At 71.2% G+C, this 15,924-nt stretch carries 11 protein-coding genes, 1 tRNA gene and 1 pseudogene; 6 read left to right on the forward strand and 7 right to left on the reverse strand.

Going from position 1 to position 15,924, the window contains the following annotated elements; all coding sequences use genetic code 11:
• Positions 1–467: 467 nt before the first annotated feature.
• Both ACWD68_RS12475 and ACWD68_RS12480 read left to right on the forward strand, forming a co-directional pair.
• Positions 468–1,043 (forward strand): SigE family RNA polymerase sigma factor, encoded by a 576-nt coding sequence (locus ACWD68_RS12475; protein ID WP_451806449.1) that lies wholly within the window; start codon positions 468–470, stop codon positions 1,041–1,043.
• 83 nt (positions 1,044–1,126) lie between these two features.
• Complete coding sequence (locus tag ACWD68_RS12480; RefSeq protein ID WP_451806390.1) at positions 1,127–2,161, forward strand: hypothetical protein; 1,035 nt, start codon at positions 1,127–1,129, stop codon at positions 2,159–2,161.
• 117 nt (positions 2,162–2,278) lie between these two features.
• On the opposite strand, the gene ACWD68_RS12485 is transcribed toward ACWD68_RS12480, so the two are convergent.
• Positions 2,279–3,103 carry an SURF1 family protein gene (locus tag ACWD68_RS12485; RefSeq protein WP_451806391.1) on the reverse strand — a complete coding sequence of 275 codons (825 nt, stop codon included), beginning with the start codon at positions 3,101–3,103 and terminating at the stop codon, positions 2,279–2,281.
• A 49-nt stretch (positions 3,104–3,152) separates the two neighbouring features.
• Complete coding sequence (locus ACWD68_RS12490) at positions 3,153–3,527, reverse strand: nuclear transport factor 2 family protein (RefSeq protein WP_451806392.1); 375 nt, start codon at positions 3,525–3,527, stop codon at positions 3,153–3,155.
• Between the two features lie 207 nt (positions 3,528–3,734).
• Here ACWD68_RS12490 and ACWD68_RS12495 point away from each other — a divergent pair, with 207 nt between their 5' ends.
• Positions 3,735–5,564: a prolyl oligopeptidase family serine peptidase gene (locus ACWD68_RS12495; RefSeq protein ID WP_451806393.1), complete on the forward strand. Its 1,830-nt coding sequence runs from the start codon at positions 3,735–3,737 to the stop codon at positions 5,562–5,564.
• Between the two features lie 272 nt (positions 5,565–5,836).
• On the opposite strand, the gene ACWD68_RS12500 is transcribed toward ACWD68_RS12495, so the two are convergent.
• Positions 5,837–7,849, reverse strand: a complete 2,013-nt coding sequence (locus ACWD68_RS12500; protein WP_451806394.1) for an NAD-binding protein — start codon at positions 7,847–7,849, stop codon at positions 5,837–5,839.
• 464 nt (positions 7,850–8,313) lie between these two features.
• On the opposite strand from ACWD68_RS12500, the gene ACWD68_RS12505 reads away from it, so the two are divergent.
• Together ACWD68_RS12505 and ACWD68_RS12510 are read left to right on the forward strand one after the other, a co-directional pair.
• Positions 8,314–10,275, forward strand: a complete 1,962-nt coding sequence (locus ACWD68_RS12505) for a YncE family protein (RefSeq protein ID WP_451806395.1) — start codon at positions 8,314–8,316, stop codon at positions 10,273–10,275.
• Between the two features lie 916 nt (positions 10,276–11,191).
• Positions 11,192–12,124, forward strand: a complete 933-nt coding sequence (locus ACWD68_RS12510; protein WP_451806396.1) for a hypothetical protein — start codon at positions 11,192–11,194, stop codon at positions 12,122–12,124.
• A 534-nt stretch (positions 12,125–12,658) separates the two neighbouring features.
• Here the strand turns inward: ACWD68_RS12510 and ACWD68_RS12515 are convergent.
• Together ACWD68_RS12515 and ACWD68_RS12520 are read right to left on the reverse strand one after the other, a co-directional pair.
• Positions 12,659–13,456, reverse strand: a complete 798-nt coding sequence (locus ACWD68_RS12515) for a hypothetical protein (protein WP_451806453.1) — start codon at positions 13,454–13,456, stop codon at positions 12,659–12,661.
• Positions 13,457–13,783: 327 nt separating this feature from the next.
• Positions 13,784–14,020: pseudogene (locus tag ACWD68_RS12520) on the reverse strand (helix-turn-helix domain-containing protein); the annotation flags it as partial.
• Positions 14,021–14,224: 204 nt separating this feature from the next.
• On the opposite strand from ACWD68_RS12520, the gene ACWD68_RS12525 reads away from it, so the two are divergent.
• Positions 14,225–14,443, forward strand: a complete 219-nt coding sequence (locus ACWD68_RS12525) for a DUF5958 family protein (RefSeq protein WP_451806397.1) — start codon at positions 14,225–14,227, stop codon at positions 14,441–14,443.
• Between the two features lie 259 nt (positions 14,444–14,702).
• Here ACWD68_RS12525 and ACWD68_RS12530 read toward each other — a convergent pair.
• Both ACWD68_RS12530 and ACWD68_RS12535 read right to left on the reverse strand, forming a co-directional pair.
• Positions 14,703–14,776: transfer RNA gene (locus ACWD68_RS12530), tRNA-Pro, on the reverse strand.
• A gap of 28 nt (positions 14,777–14,804) precedes the next feature.
• Entirely contained in the window at positions 14,805–15,608 is an 804-nt protein-coding gene (locus tag ACWD68_RS12535) for a Pr6Pr family membrane protein (RefSeq protein WP_451806398.1), read from the reverse strand.
• Positions 15,609–15,924 lie beyond the last annotated feature (316 nt).

Genomic DNA, 15,924 nt, shown 5'->3' on the forward strand with positions numbered 1-15,924 from the left:
ATCTCGGTGCTCTTCGGGTGATTGGTTTGTAGGATCTGCGTTGGTCCAGTGATCAATTTAATGGTCCGGACCACTTGAACGGACCCCTGTGGGTGTTCGAAGATTTTGCTCCCCGTTCTCCGCAACCGCGCGGAGGGCGGGGAGCGTCTTTGCGGTCGCCATTCAGCGGCTCCGGGGGGCGACAGGGCATTGGGCATAAGGGAAGAGCTGTTACGCATGAGGGCATTTGGTGCACTGTCGCGCTCGCTGTACGGCGTACCGACGGGCCGTCCGGGCGGCGTTCCCGCGGACAGGGTTCCGGCCAATGTGCCCCCCGACGCGAATGTGATGCCTGTCGCGTACAACCCTGCAGGGGGGACGTGTGTCCAACAGGCGTGGCAGAGGTACTCGAATTCACCGCGGTACAGACAAGGGGCACGGCCCTGCGTCCACCCCGCCGACTCCGCAGCCCCGGCGTGCCCGGCGGCATGCCGGTGATCGCGCCCATGCCCGCAGCGCGGCCCGCCCGCATCCCGAATCAGCGCGACGGCGCCGAGGACACCCTGGCGGCGGGAACCACCGTCGACCATCTCACCGAGACCTACCGGGCGCACTACCGGTCGCTTCTCGGCCTCGCGGCGCTCCTGCTCGACGACACCGCCTCCTGCGAGGACGTCGTCCAGGAGGCCTTCATCCGGGTGCACTCGGCGCGCAAACGCGTTCGGGACCCTGAGAAGACGCTCGCCTATCTGCGCCAGACCGTCGTCAACCTCTCGCGCTCGGCCCTGCGCCGGCGCATCCTCGGCCTCAAGCTCCTCTCGAAGCCGATGCCCGACATGGCGAGCGCCGAGGAAGGCGCGTACGACCTGTTGGAGCGCGACGCGCTGATCAAGGCGATGAAGGGGCTCCAGCGCCGCCAGCGCGAGGTCCTGGTCCTGCGCTACTTCGCGGACATGACCGAGGCCCAGGTCGCCGAGACGCTCGGCATCTCCCTGGGTTCGGTGAAGGCGTACGGCTCGCGCGGTATCGCCGCGCTCCGTGTCGCCATGGGGGCCTCGGCATGAGCGGGTACGACGAACGGCGACGCCCCGAGGAACAGGGACCCCCTGAACACGAGCACAAGCAATCGCACGCTGGGAACGGAACTGTGAACCACGGCCCCGACGAACAGCCCGACACACAGGGCACGGACGGACTGGGACCCGAAGACCTCGGCTCCGACGAGCTGGCACTGCGCCGGCTGCTGCACCAGGCCGTCGAGGAGATCGAACCCGCCGACGGCACCCTGGACCATCTGCGCCGCGCGGTACCGGCCCGACGGGCCCGCAAGCGCCAGGCCGTGGTCGGCATGGCCGCCGCGGCGCTCTTCATCGGCACGGCGATCCCGGCGTTCGTCCACGTCTCCAACTCCTCCGGGTCGAACGCCGATCCGTCCATGGTGGGCAACACGGCGGAGGCCCAGGGCGGCGCGAGCCAGGGCAAGGGCTCGGACGGCGGCAAGGACGCGGGCGGCTCCGCCGGCACGTCCAAGGGCAAGGGCACGGACGACAGGACGAAGACGCCGGACGGCAAGGGCACGGGTCCGGGCGGGGCCGCCACCGGCGGTGCCGATCCCTCGGCCTCGGTCGCGGCCGCCACCGCCTGCGCGATCAACCAGCTCGGCGGAGCCTCCGGTGTCGCCGCCGGCCCGGACTCCACCGGCGCGGTCTACGGCTCCTTCACCGTCTCGAACGTCTCCACGACCGCCTGCACGGTCACCGGCGCCGGCACCGTCAACGTGGCCGCCCAGGGCGCGGCGGACGGCGGCAAGGTAGGTGTGGCGACGCATGTGGCGGGCGACGCGGCCACCGGGCTGCCCGACCCCTCCACGGAGGTCGCCTCCCTGGTGCTCCAGCCGGGCGCCTCGTATCTGGTGAAGTTCGCCTGGGTGCCCTCGGAGACGTGCCCGACCGTGGAACCCTCACCGGACCCGAGTCCCACGGAAGGCGCCACCGACACCGGCGGCACCGGGACCGAGTCGGGAAGCGCCACCGTGGCCCAGCTCCTCGTCGAGGACGGTGTGCAGGACGGCAGTGTCGTCGTCTCCAGCACGGCGGCGACGGGCGGCGCGGCGGCATCGGTGAACATCGCCAACGCCTGCGCGGGCACGGTCTATCGCACAGGGATCCTGGCGGCGTCCTGACCGGTGCGTGCCACGCCGGCCGACCCGTGCGCGACGCGTGGGCCGGGGGCGGTGCCTGGAGCTCGGGCTCGCCCCGGCCGTGCGGGCAGGCAGTGGCTGCGGCGGACGGTGGTGGTGTCAGGCCGTGGCGGACGGCGGCACCGCGGTGGTGGCGTCGTCGTTCCCCGGCTGCCTCTCGGGCGGGTCCGGGAGCAGCCCCAGTTCGGCGTCGCGGGCGAACTCCACCTCGCGGCGCAGCAGCCGGAACCACATGAAGACGACGAAGCCCGCGAAGACGAACCACTCGCCGGTGTAGCCGAGGTTCTGGAACGCCTTGAGGTCCAGGCCCGTGTTCTGCGGCGCGGTCGGAGGCACCGCCTTCATCCCGGCGTCGGCCTCGGCCAGCGTGATCCACGCGTCGTACGGGGCGTACGGCACGAGGTTCACCAGCGACGCGGAACTGACCGCGGCGGTCTGCCCCGGGGGAAGCCCCCCGGCCGTGCTGACACCGTTCGACCCGGGGCTCTCGGACGCCTGGAGGGCACCCGTGACGGTGACCTCGCCGCCGGGCGCGGCCGGGGCCTTCGCCGGGTCGGCGTCACCGGGGAGCCAGCCCCGGACGACCGGTAGCGCCTTGCCGCCGTCGACCCGCAGGAGCGTCAGCACGTAGTACCCGCGCCTGCCGTCCAGTTCGCGGCCGGGCACGAGGAGCTGCTTGCCGTACCGGCCCTTCGCGGTGGTCTGCCTTCCGGACGTCTCCGTGGTCACGGGCAGCATCTCGGCCAGCGGTCGGGCCGCGTCCGTCTTGGCCGCCGAGGCCGCCCGGTCCGCCGTCCGGTGGTCCTGCACCCGGTCCTCGAAGCGCCCCAACTGCCACGACCCCATGAACACGCAGAAGGGGATGGCCAACAGCACGAAGACGTTGATCCCCCACCAGCGGGGCGTCAGCAGGAACCGGTACACGCCTTCCACGGTACGGGGCCGCCGTGCGGGACTCGGCCGTGGGTCCCGCTCAGTAACGCTCGGCCAGATGCCCCCGGCCCGCCGGCGGCTCGTACGGCTCGGGCCAGAAGTCGGTCACCGTGGCGATACGGCCCTCGTCGTCCGCCGTGAAGAACGTGATCGCGTGCAGCTTCTCCAGACCCACGGTGACGAGGGTCCAGGTGACGGCCTGACCGGGCTCGGTCATGACCCGCTCGATCCGGGCCTGCCAGTCCCCCGGATACTCGCGGTTGAACTCGACGTACCGCGCTCTGCCGCTGATGCGCTCCCGTGTCTGCGGCAGGGTGTAGACGACGTCCTCGGCCAGCAGGTCCGCGAACGCGACCCACTCCCGGGCGTTGGCGGTGGCCCAGTAACTCTCGACGGTCTTGCGCAGATCGGTCATGCGAAAAGTCTGCACCCCGGCACTGACATCGGCCCTGACCTGCGCATCTGCCTCCACGGCCACACCGGCCCCCGCCCGTCTTCCCCGACCGCCGGCTCCGTTCCGCGCGCCGGTCGGAGGGCGGCGGAGTGCCCGGGGCGCCGCGAAGTTGTCCACAGGCCGGGGACCTCGTCGGCACGGGCCGGACGGGCCAGGCACTATGGGGCCATGACTGAGAGCACCAGGTCCATCGAGCAGCAGCAGGCAGACATGCCCGACTGGGAGAAGCGCTTCCGGGCACCGCGGGTGTCCCTGCCGGACTGGGCGGAGGACGCCCCGCACCGCTCCCTGTTCGTCTCGAACGCGACAGGGACGTACGAGCTGTACGCGTGGGACCGCGCGACGGGAGAGCAGCGCCAGGTCACCCACCGGGCGAACGGCACGACGGACGGGGTGCTCTCGCCCGACGGCGAGTGGATCTGGTGGTTCGACGACAAGGACGGCGACGAGTTCGGCGTCTGGCGGCGCCGCTCCTTCGAGGCCCCCCTCGTCGACGGAGAGACCGACGAGCCGGCGGTCCCCGGTCTCGACCCCTCCTACCCGGCGGGCCTGGCCATCTGCCGCGACGGGCGTACGTCCGTCGTGGGCCGCTCGACGGACGACGACGGCTCGACGATCCACCTGGCCCGCGCGGGCGAGGCCCCGGTGGAGATCTACCGGCACCGCGAGTCGGCCGGGGTCGGCGACCTCTCGCACGACGGCTCGCTGATCGCCGTCGAGCACACCGAGCACGGCGACGCGATGCACTCGGCGCTGCGGGTGCTGCGCCCGGACGGTTCGGCGGTCGCCGAGCTCGACGACACCGAGGGCGGCACGGTCGAGCTGGGCCTCGAGGTGCTGGGCTTCGCCCCCGTCGACGGGGACAGCCGGCTGCTCATCGGGCACCAGCGGCGCGGCCGCTGGGAACCCCTGGTGTGGGAGGTGACGACCGGCGCGGAGACGGACCTGCGCCTCGAGCTCCCCGGTGACGTGGCCGCCGAGTGGTATCCGGACGGCTCGGCCCTCCTCATCGCCCACAGCTTCGAGGCACGCAGCGACCTCTGGCGCTACGACCTCGCCTCCGGCGAGCTGACCCCGGTCGCGACCCCGCCCGGCACGGTCTCCGGGGCGACGGCCCGCCCGGACGGGACCGTGGAATTCCTGTGGTCGTCGGCGGCCGAACCGTCGGCCGTCCGTTCGACGAACGGCGAGATCGTACTGGACCCGCCCGGCCTGAAGTCCCCGGGATCGGTCCCCGTGGAGGACGTCTGGGTCGAGGGGCCCGGCGGCCGCGTCCACGCCCTGATCCAGAAGCCGGCGGGCACCACCGGCCCGTTGCCCACCGTCTTCGAGATCCACGGCGGCCCGACCTGGCACGACAGCGACTCGTTCGCGGCGGGCCCGGCGGCCTGGATCGACCACGGGTACGCGGTGGTCCGGGTCAACTACCGAGGTTCCACGGGCTACGGCCGCGCCTGGACCGACGCGCTCAAGCACCGCGTCGGGCTCATCGAGCTGGAGGACATCGCGGCGGTCCGCGAGTGGGCGGTGACGTCCGGTCTGGCCGACCCCGACCGCCTGATCCTCACCGGCGGTTCCTGGGGCGGCTATCTCACCCTCCTCGGCCTCGGCACCCAGCCCGACGCATGGGCCCTAGGCATCGCCGCCGTCCCGGTCGCCGACTACGTCACGGCGTACCACGACGAGATGGAGGCGCTGAAGGCCATGGACCGCACGCTGCTCGGCGGCACTCCGGAAGAGGTGCCCGAACGCTTCGAGGCATCCTCTCCGCTGACCTACGTCGACGCGGTCAAGGCCCCCGTGTACATCTCGGCCGGTGTCAACGACCCCCGCTGCCCCATCCGCCAGATCGACAACTACGTCCACCGCCTCGCCGCCCGCGAAGCCGTCCACGAGGTCTACCGCTACGACGCGGGCCACGGCTCCCTGGTGGTCGACGAACGCATCAAGCAGGTCCGTCTGGAACTGGACTTCGCGGAGCGCCACTTGGGGAAGTAGCCCGGCACCCTCCACCCGGGTCCGTCCGGGGTCCGAGCCCCTTCCCGGCTGCACGGTCCCGATCCGGGAGGGCCAAGCCCCCTCGTGCGGACCCCGCGTCCCTCTGGGAGGGAGGGAGGGGAGGGATGAGAGGGATGGGAGACGGGGGACGGGAGGGCCGGGAAGGCCCCAAGTCCCCTCCATGCGCCGCGTCGTCCCTCCGCGAGGTTCCAGAACCCTCCCGGGGCCTGCGCCGGGCCCACGTCGGGCTTGTGCCCGACACGGGCCGGGGCCTAGGCCCCGGCCCGTTGCCGAGGCCGTCGGCCGAGCAGTTCCGCGAGCCCCCGCCGCGTCGCGGCGAGCACCACGCGGTCCTCGGCCCGCAGCACGTACGTGGAGGGCAGGTCCCACACCAGACCGGGGCCGCGCGAGGCGGACGCCGGGGCCGCCCGGCGTTCCCCGGGCGCCGCCGTGTCCAGCGCGAGCACCCGCCACGCCCCCGCCCGAAACGCCTCCCCGACCGTGCGCCCCTCCAACTGCGGATGCCCGCCCACATCCACCGCGGCGAACAGCAGCACCCGCCGCTCGACGGGAATCGCCCCGAGGATCTGGCGCCCCATCATCGACCCCGCGAACGCGGGCGCGGCCAGATGGGACACGCTGCGGCTCCGGGTCAGCGCGTCGGGATGCGCGGCCCGCAGGGTGCGGTACACGGCGGTCGCGAAGTCGTCGTCGTACAGGCGCAGTACGACCCGCAGGTCGGGCCGCAGGGTCCGTGCGTACAGCACGGCCTCCAGGTTCATCGTGTCCGCGCTCGTCAACGCCAGCAGCGCGTGCGCCCGATGGATCTTGGCGGCCTCCAGCACGCCTTCCTGTGTCACGTCCCCCAGCACCACGGGCACCCGCAGCCGCCGGGCCAGCGCCAGTCCCCGCGCCTCGGGATCGGCCTCGACGCACACGACGGGAATGCGCAGCTCCCGCAGCCGGGCCAGCACCCGTGTACCGATCTTGCCGACCCCGAGCAGCACCACGTGCCCGGACAGTCCGCGCGGCGGCTTACGCAGGGCGGACCCGCTGCGGAAGGTGCCCAGCGCCTCCAGTACGGCGGCGAGAAGCACCGGGAGCAGCAGCAACCCGACCACTCCGGAGCAGAGTTGGAGGATCTGCCGCCCGAGTGGCTGACCGATGGCCGGATCGTTGATGGCGAAGAGATCGAGCAGAGTCAGATACGTCGCCTGGAGCGGAGGCTCACTGGTGACCAGCATCGACGCCACCGCGAGCCCGATCACACACGCGACGAGCCCCGCGAACGACCAGCGCAGCCGCCGCGACAGCAGGGAACCGAACCAGGGGACGACGCCCCGTCCGGAGGACAGTTCGGGACCGGAGTACGACACGTTCTCCAGGACGACGGTGCCACGTCCGGTCGCGGCGGCCACCGCCCTCTCGTCGGGCAGGAGTTGGGGACCCTGCGCTCCGCTGCTTTCCGAACCGTCCGCGCCGGCCGGGTCGTTGGTCGTGGCGGAGAGAAGCGCCAGCGTGCACAGCCCGGGATCGGCGACTTCGCCAGGACCGGGCGGCGGCCGCTCCACCGCGCGCAGCATCAGCCCGTCGGTCTGGACGACCTTGCTGGTACCGGCCACGGCGGTAGCGGCCAGCGCGGGCGCGGCGGTGTCGGCGTCGGACAGCACGGTGGTGGACGCGTCGAAGGCCTCGGCGCTCCCGTCCGCCCGCGAGGCATCGGGCCCTGAAGCGGCTCCGGCGTTGTGCGAGGCCCCGGCGCCGGCAGCGAGCGCGCTGTCGGCCGCGGCCATGGCCGCGGCGTTGGCCAGAGCCGAGGCCTGGTCGAGGAGGGCCTCGATGTGCTGTCCGAGGCGCCGGTTGTAGAGCCGCAGGACCAGCCGGATCCGCGGGTTGAGCCGCCGGGCGGTGAGCGCGGCACGGATGTTGGTCTCGTCGTCGTCGTAGACGAGCGCGAGCGCGGCGGCCCGCTCGACGCCCGCGTAGGCGAGCACGCTCTCGGTCAGTTCGGCGGCCTCCAGCACCCGCTCGGAACCCGGCGTCTCACCTGCCCGGACACCCCCGGCCTCACCACTCCCGGCCCCGGCCCCGCCTCCGTTCCCGGAGGCCCGGTTCACCGCCGCGGACACCCGGTCGAACAAGGCGGTGGCCCGCGTCCGCCCGACGACCGGCGGCCGTACACCGTGCTGGGCGGGCGGCACCACGAGGGTCACCCGCTCGCCGTACACCCCACGCAACTCGGCGGCCAGCCGATGCGCCAGGGCGTCGTCCCCGGCCACCACCATGTGCGCACCGGCGTCACTCGACGCACTCTGAGACGGAAGATTTCCCACGAGGAAGAAGACTGCCGCACCGATGCGGGTGGTTCCAGTGGGGAAGCCCGGCGCATCCCGTGAGGCGCCCGAACCCCGCAGGAAGCCGCGACGCACAGCGCATCCGGCTTGAGCCTGCCGAAACAGGCCGCCGACCCGCGTATCGCGACCCGCAACGTCCACCGGGTCACGGTGCTCGCGCGCGACCGAGGACGACGGCTGAGAAATCGAGCGTGCGCAGCGGATCTCCGCTGAGAGTGCGCAGCCGATCTCCGCACCCCCGAAACTCACTCCTCAATTGTCACAGGCATGCCATACCCTGCTTCCAGCAGCCGCGCCCCGCGCATCACCGCAGTCCAGCGGTCGTGTCCGGGTGCTGCGCGGCGCACTCATCTCCCCGGTCGCGCACCGGGTTTCCTTGTGGGGGTAACAGCACTGTGCGTACGCGCAGCATCTCGACCGCGACAGCTCTGGCGGTCCTCTTCGGTTCGGCGGCGCTGAGCCTCGGAACGGTCGGCACCGCCTCGGCCGCTCCGGCCGCCCGTGTCACCTCGCCCGGCGGCCTCGTGGTGGACGGCGCGGTGAAGCGGGTGTTCGTCGGTGACAGCACCAACGGCACCGTCGTGGCCACCGACTACTCCGGTACCGTCCTCGGTTCGGTCGGCGGAGTCACCGGCGTCAGCGACCTCGCGGTCTCGGACGACGGGTCGACCGTGTACGCGGCCGCCCCCGAGATCCACGAGATCTGGGCCATCGACGCGAGCACCCTCGACGTCAAGGCCCGCTACACCGTCTCCACCAACACCGGTCCGCGCCATGTCGCCTTCAGCGGCGGCAAGGTGTGGTTCTCCTACGGCGACCAGTGGGACGGCGACCTCGGCTCCGTCGACCCGACGGTGGACCCGGAGAGCGGCACCGACCCGGTGACGCTGGAGCAGTTCCCGTCCGAGGGCACCTCGGTCGGCCTCTGGAACCAGGCTCTGCTGGACACCGACCCGAACCAGCCCGGCGTCCTCGCCGTCGGCCAGACCCACTCGTCCTCGGACTCGATGGCCGTGCTCGACGTCTCCAGCGGGAAGGCCGCTCTGGTCGCCTGGCACTTCGGCGACTACTCGCTGAACAGCGGCATCACCGACATCGACCTGGTGCCCGGCGGCAAGCAGGTGCTGGTCAACGGCAAGGACCGGGACGCCTACGCCGACGGCAAGTTCAAGGCGGCGGGCTCCTACCCCAACGGCCAGCTCGCGGACGTCGCCTCCAACGGGTTCCTCGCCCAGGTCAACGGCTCCAAGATCCTCACGTACCAGCCCAACGCCACGCTGCCGTTGCACACCTACGACCAGGGCACGGCCCAGACGGCCGACCTCGCCTGGGCGCCGGACGACTCCCGGGTCTTCGCGCTCGTCGGCACGGACGGCGGCTATGGCCTCAAGGTGCTCACCGGCACGGCGCTGAACAACCCGACCCTGACGGTCAACGCCCCGGCGAGCGCGACGCGCGCCAGGAAGCTCACCGTGACCGGCAGACTGACCGCGACGGTGCCGCTGCCGGCCGGCGCGAAGCTCCAGGTCACCCGGGTCGACCTGGACTCCCCGAGCGGCAAGGCGCTGCCCGCCGTCACGGTGAAGTCGGACGGCACGTACTCCTTCTCCGACACCCCGCCTGCCGGCGGAACGGTCACCTACAAGGTGACGTACGCGGGCGACGCCGGGCACTCGGCCGTCACCGCGAGCGACAAGGTGGCCGTCTCGCGCGACTCGGCCTCGCTGAGCCTGAACAACAACGGCAAGGTCTACTCCTACGGCGCCGACGTGAAGTTCACGGCGCACCTCGGTACGACGTACAAGAACCGTACGGTCGAGATCTGGGCCAACCCCTACGGCGGCGACAAGCCCAACAAGCTGATCAAGACCGGGACCGTCAACTCCAGCGGCAACATCTCCGCCACGATCGACATGACCCGCGACACCGACGTCACCGCGGTCTTCAAGGGCGACGCCCGCTACAAGTCCAAGACCGTCAAGTCCACGGGCTACGCCAAGGTGAAGAACTCCACCGCCGTGTCGAAGCACTACAAGACGGCCAAGATCGGCTCGACGTCGTACTACTGGTTCCACAAGAGCACCAACCCGCTGCTCACCACGACCATGACGTACTACTCGGGCCGCAAGCAGCGCGTGGACCTGCAGGTCTACTACGCCGGCCACTGGTACACCGCCGACGGCAGCCCGCAGTACTTCAAGCTCGCCTCGAACGGCAAGTCGGCCGTGAGCCTGGAGGCCCCCGGCGAGTCCGGCATCAAGGTGCGCATCCGCTCGTCGTACATCAACAACTCCTCTGGCGACAACGTCAACTCGACGACGTACGGCTCGTGGAAGTACCTGTACTTCTCCAACTAGCCGGACTCCCGTCGAAGGCCACCGCCCGGGCACGCATGCCCGGGCGGTGGCCGTTCGTCGGTTCGGACGTCCGAGGACCAGGCCTGGGATCGGCGCGCGGCTGACAATGCCCGGACAGGAATCGGCGCGCGGCTGATGATGCCCGGGAGGAACACGGTCTGGTCTTCTCCTCGGTCCCGCGCAAGCCGCTCGACGCGGCCGACCTTCGCCGGGCCTTCCGCCAGGCGATCGACGAATTCGAGGACACCGGCCCGCACCGGTCGTGCACACGCGGCGGGCCAACAGAATCGACGATCACGCGCTCAGATACGCAGAACGCCAGAGGGCCCTTACCGATTCGGTAAGGGCCCTCTGAACTGCTGTTTGGCCGGCCCTGGCCGCGGCGGGAAGGGCTGGGAGCCGCAATGGATGGGATCGCGGTTCTGTGCTGTGTCGGCCGTGTCCAGGGGGCGGCCGAGAAGGCAAGAGGTCGTCTCCGCATCCCAGGACGGCGTCTCAGGCAGTGCTTGTTTGCGCAGCTCAGGGTGGGTGGGATGGTTGCGTCGTTGCGGGTTGGGCGGTGGTGGTTGCGGTGGGGCCTCGGTGTCTTCGAAGCTGTGGGTGTCGCACCGGCCGGGGTGGATTGAGGGCCCCGGTAGCAGCATGGTGACGACTCCCGCCTTGTGCCTGCGTACCGGGCATCCGTATGCCCGGGTGCCCGACGTGCGGCGTTCGGCGTCCAGCGGCGCCCGCCGCCCCGCGATCTTGGGGGCGGAGGACATCCGGCCGGTTCCTGCCCTCTCGGGCAGTCAGGCCGTCATGTCCTCGGATCGGACGCGGACGGGTGGCGAGACGTCAGCGGGCGCGCTTGGTGGGAGAGCCGGCGCGGGCCGGGAGCGACCCCCTACGGACCACTAACCAAGAAGGAAGACACGACATGAGCAGGAACACCCACACACGTCGTCGTCCGGGCCGCCGTGCGGCCTTCGCCGCCGGTCTCGTCCTGGCCGTCGGGCTCGGTGTGTCGACGCAGGGGGCGGCACAGGCCGCCGTCCCCGCCCCCGCCAAGGCATCCGCGAAGGCGTCCGCCGCGCTGCGGTCGGTCAGTGGCTTCAACGGCGACGTGGTGACCCAGGTCGCCGACTTCTACGGCGCGTACATCGACGCGAAGGACGACGCTGCGGGCCCGGACACCGCACTGTCCACGGCGCTGCGCGCGCACTACCTGACGCCCGCCTTCGCCAAGAAGCTGGAAGCATGGGAGAAGAAGAACGAGGCGGACGGTCTCCTGCGTGCCCAGAACGTCCCGGTGGAGTGGACGGTGAGCGAGGGCGGCAACGGCCTCGAGGTCGTCGTCACCCTGACCTTCGGCGGCGGGGAGTCGCCGACGACGACGACCCGGCTCGTCGTGAAGCAGGAGCCGACCGGCCACATCACCGACATCCGCACCACGAGCATCGCCCCCGCGAAGGCATCCGCGAAGGCGTCCGCCACGGTGCGGTCGGTCAGTGGCAGGACCGGTGACTCGGTGACCCAGGTCGCCGACTTCTACGGCGCGTACGTCGACGCGAAGGACGACGCTGCGGGCCCGGACACCGCACTGTCCACGGCGCTGCGCGCGCACTACCTGACGCCCGCCTTCGCCAAGCAGCTGAAGGCCTGGGAGAAGAAGAACAAGGCGGACGGTGTCCTGCGTGCCCAGAACGTTCCGGTGGACTGGACGGTGAGCGAGGGTCGCAACAGCCGTGAGATCGTCGTCACCCACGCTTTCGGCGGCGGGGAGTCGCCGACGGTGAGGACCAACCTCGTCGTGGAGCTGGAGCCGGTGTTCGGCGACGTCACCGACATCCGCACCACGAGCGCCCGCTGACGACGCAGCCGCTCCGCCTGGTCCGCTTCCGGCTTCGGCCGGGGGTGGGACCGGCACGCTGGTGGGGTGTGGTGGGCCGAGGGCGGTCGCCCGGCAGGGCGGAGGCGGGCGTGGAGCAGCAGCCGGATACCGGCGAGGCCACCGCAGACAGCGTCGACGGGGAGGACCTGGGCCGGCCGCGCAGACGCTGGACGGTTGTCGTGCGCGTAGTCGCCTACCCCGGGTGGCAGTACCGGCCGACTGCGTTGTGACATGTCGGTGGTGCCCGGGGTGCCCGGGGTGCTGAGGGTGCCCGGGGTGCTGAGGGTGCCCGGGGTGCTGGGGGTGGCCGCGGTAGAGCGGGTTTGGCAACTTGCCAGATCGGCACGGGCAGCGGACAACGGTGGTGTCTGCGCTGGGGGATTGAAGCCGGACAGACGCGCGAGGTGTGCGGCCCCTCCCCGGCCTCGCCCGGATCCCATCGTCGGCGGGGCCGGACAAGGCCCCGCTCCTGCGGGCTGTGCTGCCGGGCAGGTTGCGTGACCTGTCGCTTCGTCAGTCGCCGGTTGCCGCCATGTTGGCGGCGGGGATCGGGACCCAGCGGCCGGGTTGGTAATAGACGCGGTCGTACCGGTAGCCCGGCAGTCCATTGGTGCTGGTGGTGCGGAACGGGCGGCCGTGGTCGTCGATGCGGACCGTGCCGGTGCGGCCTTCTGAGGACCAGTCGAGGTCGAGGTACCAGTCGCAGGTGCAGGCCTCGTTGAGCGCGGAGACCACCAGGACTTCGGGCTCCTGTAGGGACACCCGGTAGGGGAAGTCGATCGCGGGGATCGGCGTGCCCGCCGCGTTGTCGCCGGGCGTCGAACGGGCCAGGGGCTGGTGCGCGTCAAGGTTCACGGAGAAGAAGCGGGGGATGATGCCGGCGCCGCAGCCGTCGCTCAAGGAGTAGACGATGCCCCGGCCGGCGGCGGGGGTGACGCGGTTGACCACGCGCACGTGCAGGGCCTCCAGGACGACGGCGGCGGAACCGCGTCCCTGCACCGTGATCCGCACGCCGGTGGGGCCCCCGTGCACCGCCCGCTGGGAGGCGACCCACGCTGCGATGTCCTCCGGGTGTGGCGGCGGCGGGACCTGCCGCGGTGGTTTGGCGACGACGTAGGCTTCGCCGCAACCGCTGAGTCCGAGTGTGTGCGAATTGGCGGTCCAGGTCAGGGGGGCCACCGGTGGGGCCGTGCCGGCGCTTGCCTGGTTCGGCTTGGAGTTGCCGTTGTGTGTGGCCGACGCGGAGGGGGGTCCGGCGGCGGATGAGGTGAGGCCGAGGAGCGCGGCGACGAGCGAGGCCGCCAGCGCCATCGACCGCACGGGTCGTCGTCGGGGGCGCCCGCCATGGAGCCGCGGCCAGGGCGATGAGGTTGGCTCGGGGCGCTGGTCGGCCGGTGAGATTGGCCTGGGCGCCTCCACGACCGGGCTGCTGCCGCTCGCAGAGACGGCCGATGCGGCATCGATCACGGGGGCGATTGATGCCGCTGCGCTCGTGGTGGTGTGGGGCGCTGGTGCCTGCCGCGTATCGGATGGGCGTGGTCGTCGACGCGCGGCTGCGGCCATGATCCACCGGCGGTGCAGCTCCGTGCGTTCTTCGGGGGAGGCGCCGCAGAGTGCGGCGAACCGCTCGATTCCAGCGAAGTCCTGCGGGACTGCTTCTCCGGAGCAGTATCGGTGCAGGGTGGAGGCGTGCACGCCCAGTCGGCGGGCCAGTGCCGCGTAGCTGCGGTCGCTGCGCTCCTTCAGTCGCGTCAGCAGTAACGCGAACTCCGCTACATCGTCGTGGATCGAATCCATGTAGTCCGTACTCGTATCCATTTGTCGGCCCGTGCAGGCCTGTCCCGATGGGGCACGGCATCCCAGGCGCTCCCCCATATCTGCACGCCAATAGGCCTGGGACGGTTCCAGGTTTGCGAAGCGTGCTCTTGTTCACCACCGGCCCGCAGAACGCTGAGCCTTCCCTGGAACGTGGACAACCGCCGTCCGCACTGGTGCTGTTCAGCGGACAGGCTCGCGCCCGCGAGGAGGACGTACCGGAGCATCGCGCGTTCCGGCATCCGCCCCACTCGTACGCCGGCGGTGACGCTCACGAAGTGGCGCGTCGGGATGGACACACTTCCGGCCTACGAACTCACCAAGTCCTTCCGCCTGCCCGTCGCCCTCTTCAGCATCGCGGACACCCGCAGGCGGACGCTGTACTGCGCCGGGGAATGCGGCGCGTGTACAACCTGCCGGATCCGCCACGGGCCGCAACCTGAGGTGACTTCTTGCCCTGGGTCTTGTCGGGGATCTTGGTGAGCTGCGTTTCCGCAGGTGTGGGCGGTACTCCCGCGCTTCTCAGTGGTCGTCATTGGTCGTCGTTGGCCACTGCCGAGCAGCGTCGGACGGCCCAGAGACGGCCCAGAGACGGCCCAGAGACGGCCCAGACCGGCATCTTCGGCTCCGGCCGACGCGGGTCCTAGGAACTCAGGAATCAATAGTCACGCAGTTGGACACGCAGCAACGCCAGAGGGCCCTTACCGATTCGGTAAGGGCCCTCTGAACTGCTATTTAGCTGTCGGGGTGGCGGGATTTGAACCCACGACCTCTTCGTCCCGAACGAAGCGCGCTGCCAAGCTGCGCTACACCCCGATTGTCGTTGCTCTCGCTGCGACGTCGTTTACTTTAGCCCACTGGTGGCCGGAGACGAAATCCGGTTTTCGGGGCGTCGCACGCGGCGTCGGACCGGGTCGGGGCGCACGTGGTCGAGGGCGACGATGAGGAGGGCCAGGGCGTAGAAGGCGACGCCGAGGACGGCGGTGTTGCCGAGGACGCCTCCGTAGCCGTGGCGGTCCACGTCGACGAAGGGGTAGAGGTAGCGCGCCGGGGTCCCGGGCGACAGCGTCGCGCCGCGGGCCAGGCAGAAGGCCAGGTAGGCGAGGGGGTAGAGAAGCCAGGTCGCCGCGTTGCGGAGCGCCAGCGGGGTGGGGCGGGTCAGCAGCAGCCAGTCGAGGACCACGGCGATCGGCGTGACCGTGTGGAGGAGCTGGTTGGCGACCGTGTGCCAGCCGGAGAGTGTGGTGATGTCTCCTGTCATGGAGAACGGGGTCGACTCGTTCGCCAGGATCAGGTGGTAGACCAGGCCCGTGATCGAGATGTAGATCAGCGTGCCGCCCGTCAGCACTCCGGGTAGGGGTCGGCGGGCAGACCAGGCCCGGCGGGCGGACGCCGCGAAGACCACGGCGACGAGCAGGTTGGTCTGGATCGTGAAGTAGCTCAGCACCCGGGCCGGGGCGCCCAGCTTCAGGTCGATGGCCACGCCCGCTGCCGCCGCGAGGCCCACCAGGACGCGGTAGGCCGCCGTGGCCGGGCGGCGCGTGGGAGCCACCACCGCCGTCGCGGGGACGAAGGAGTAGTGGGTCGACGAGCCGATACCCGGTATCGCGGGGAGGTCGGGTATGTCCCTGGGTATGGGGTTGATCATGGCCCCACGCTAAGCGGGTGGGACGTTTCGGGCGATATGAGACGACTGGGTGGGTTACTCCGGCATCAGCGCCGACCGGTGCGGCCGGACCCAGCACGGTTCGGCGGCCAGGTTCGCGTCGCCGGCACTTCGCACCGCCTCCGTCGTCTCGCGCCCCCGACGCGCCGAGCCGCCTCCGACTCGCACATCCCGCGCGCCTGAGCGATGATCCGCCGGAAGCCCGGAAGCCCGGAAGCCCGGAAGCCCGGAAGCCCGGAAGCCCGGAAGCCCGGAAGCCCGGAAGCCCGGAAGCCCGGAAGCCCGGAAGCCCGGAAGC

Source organism: Streptomyces sp. NPDC005141 (assembly GCF_053599975.1).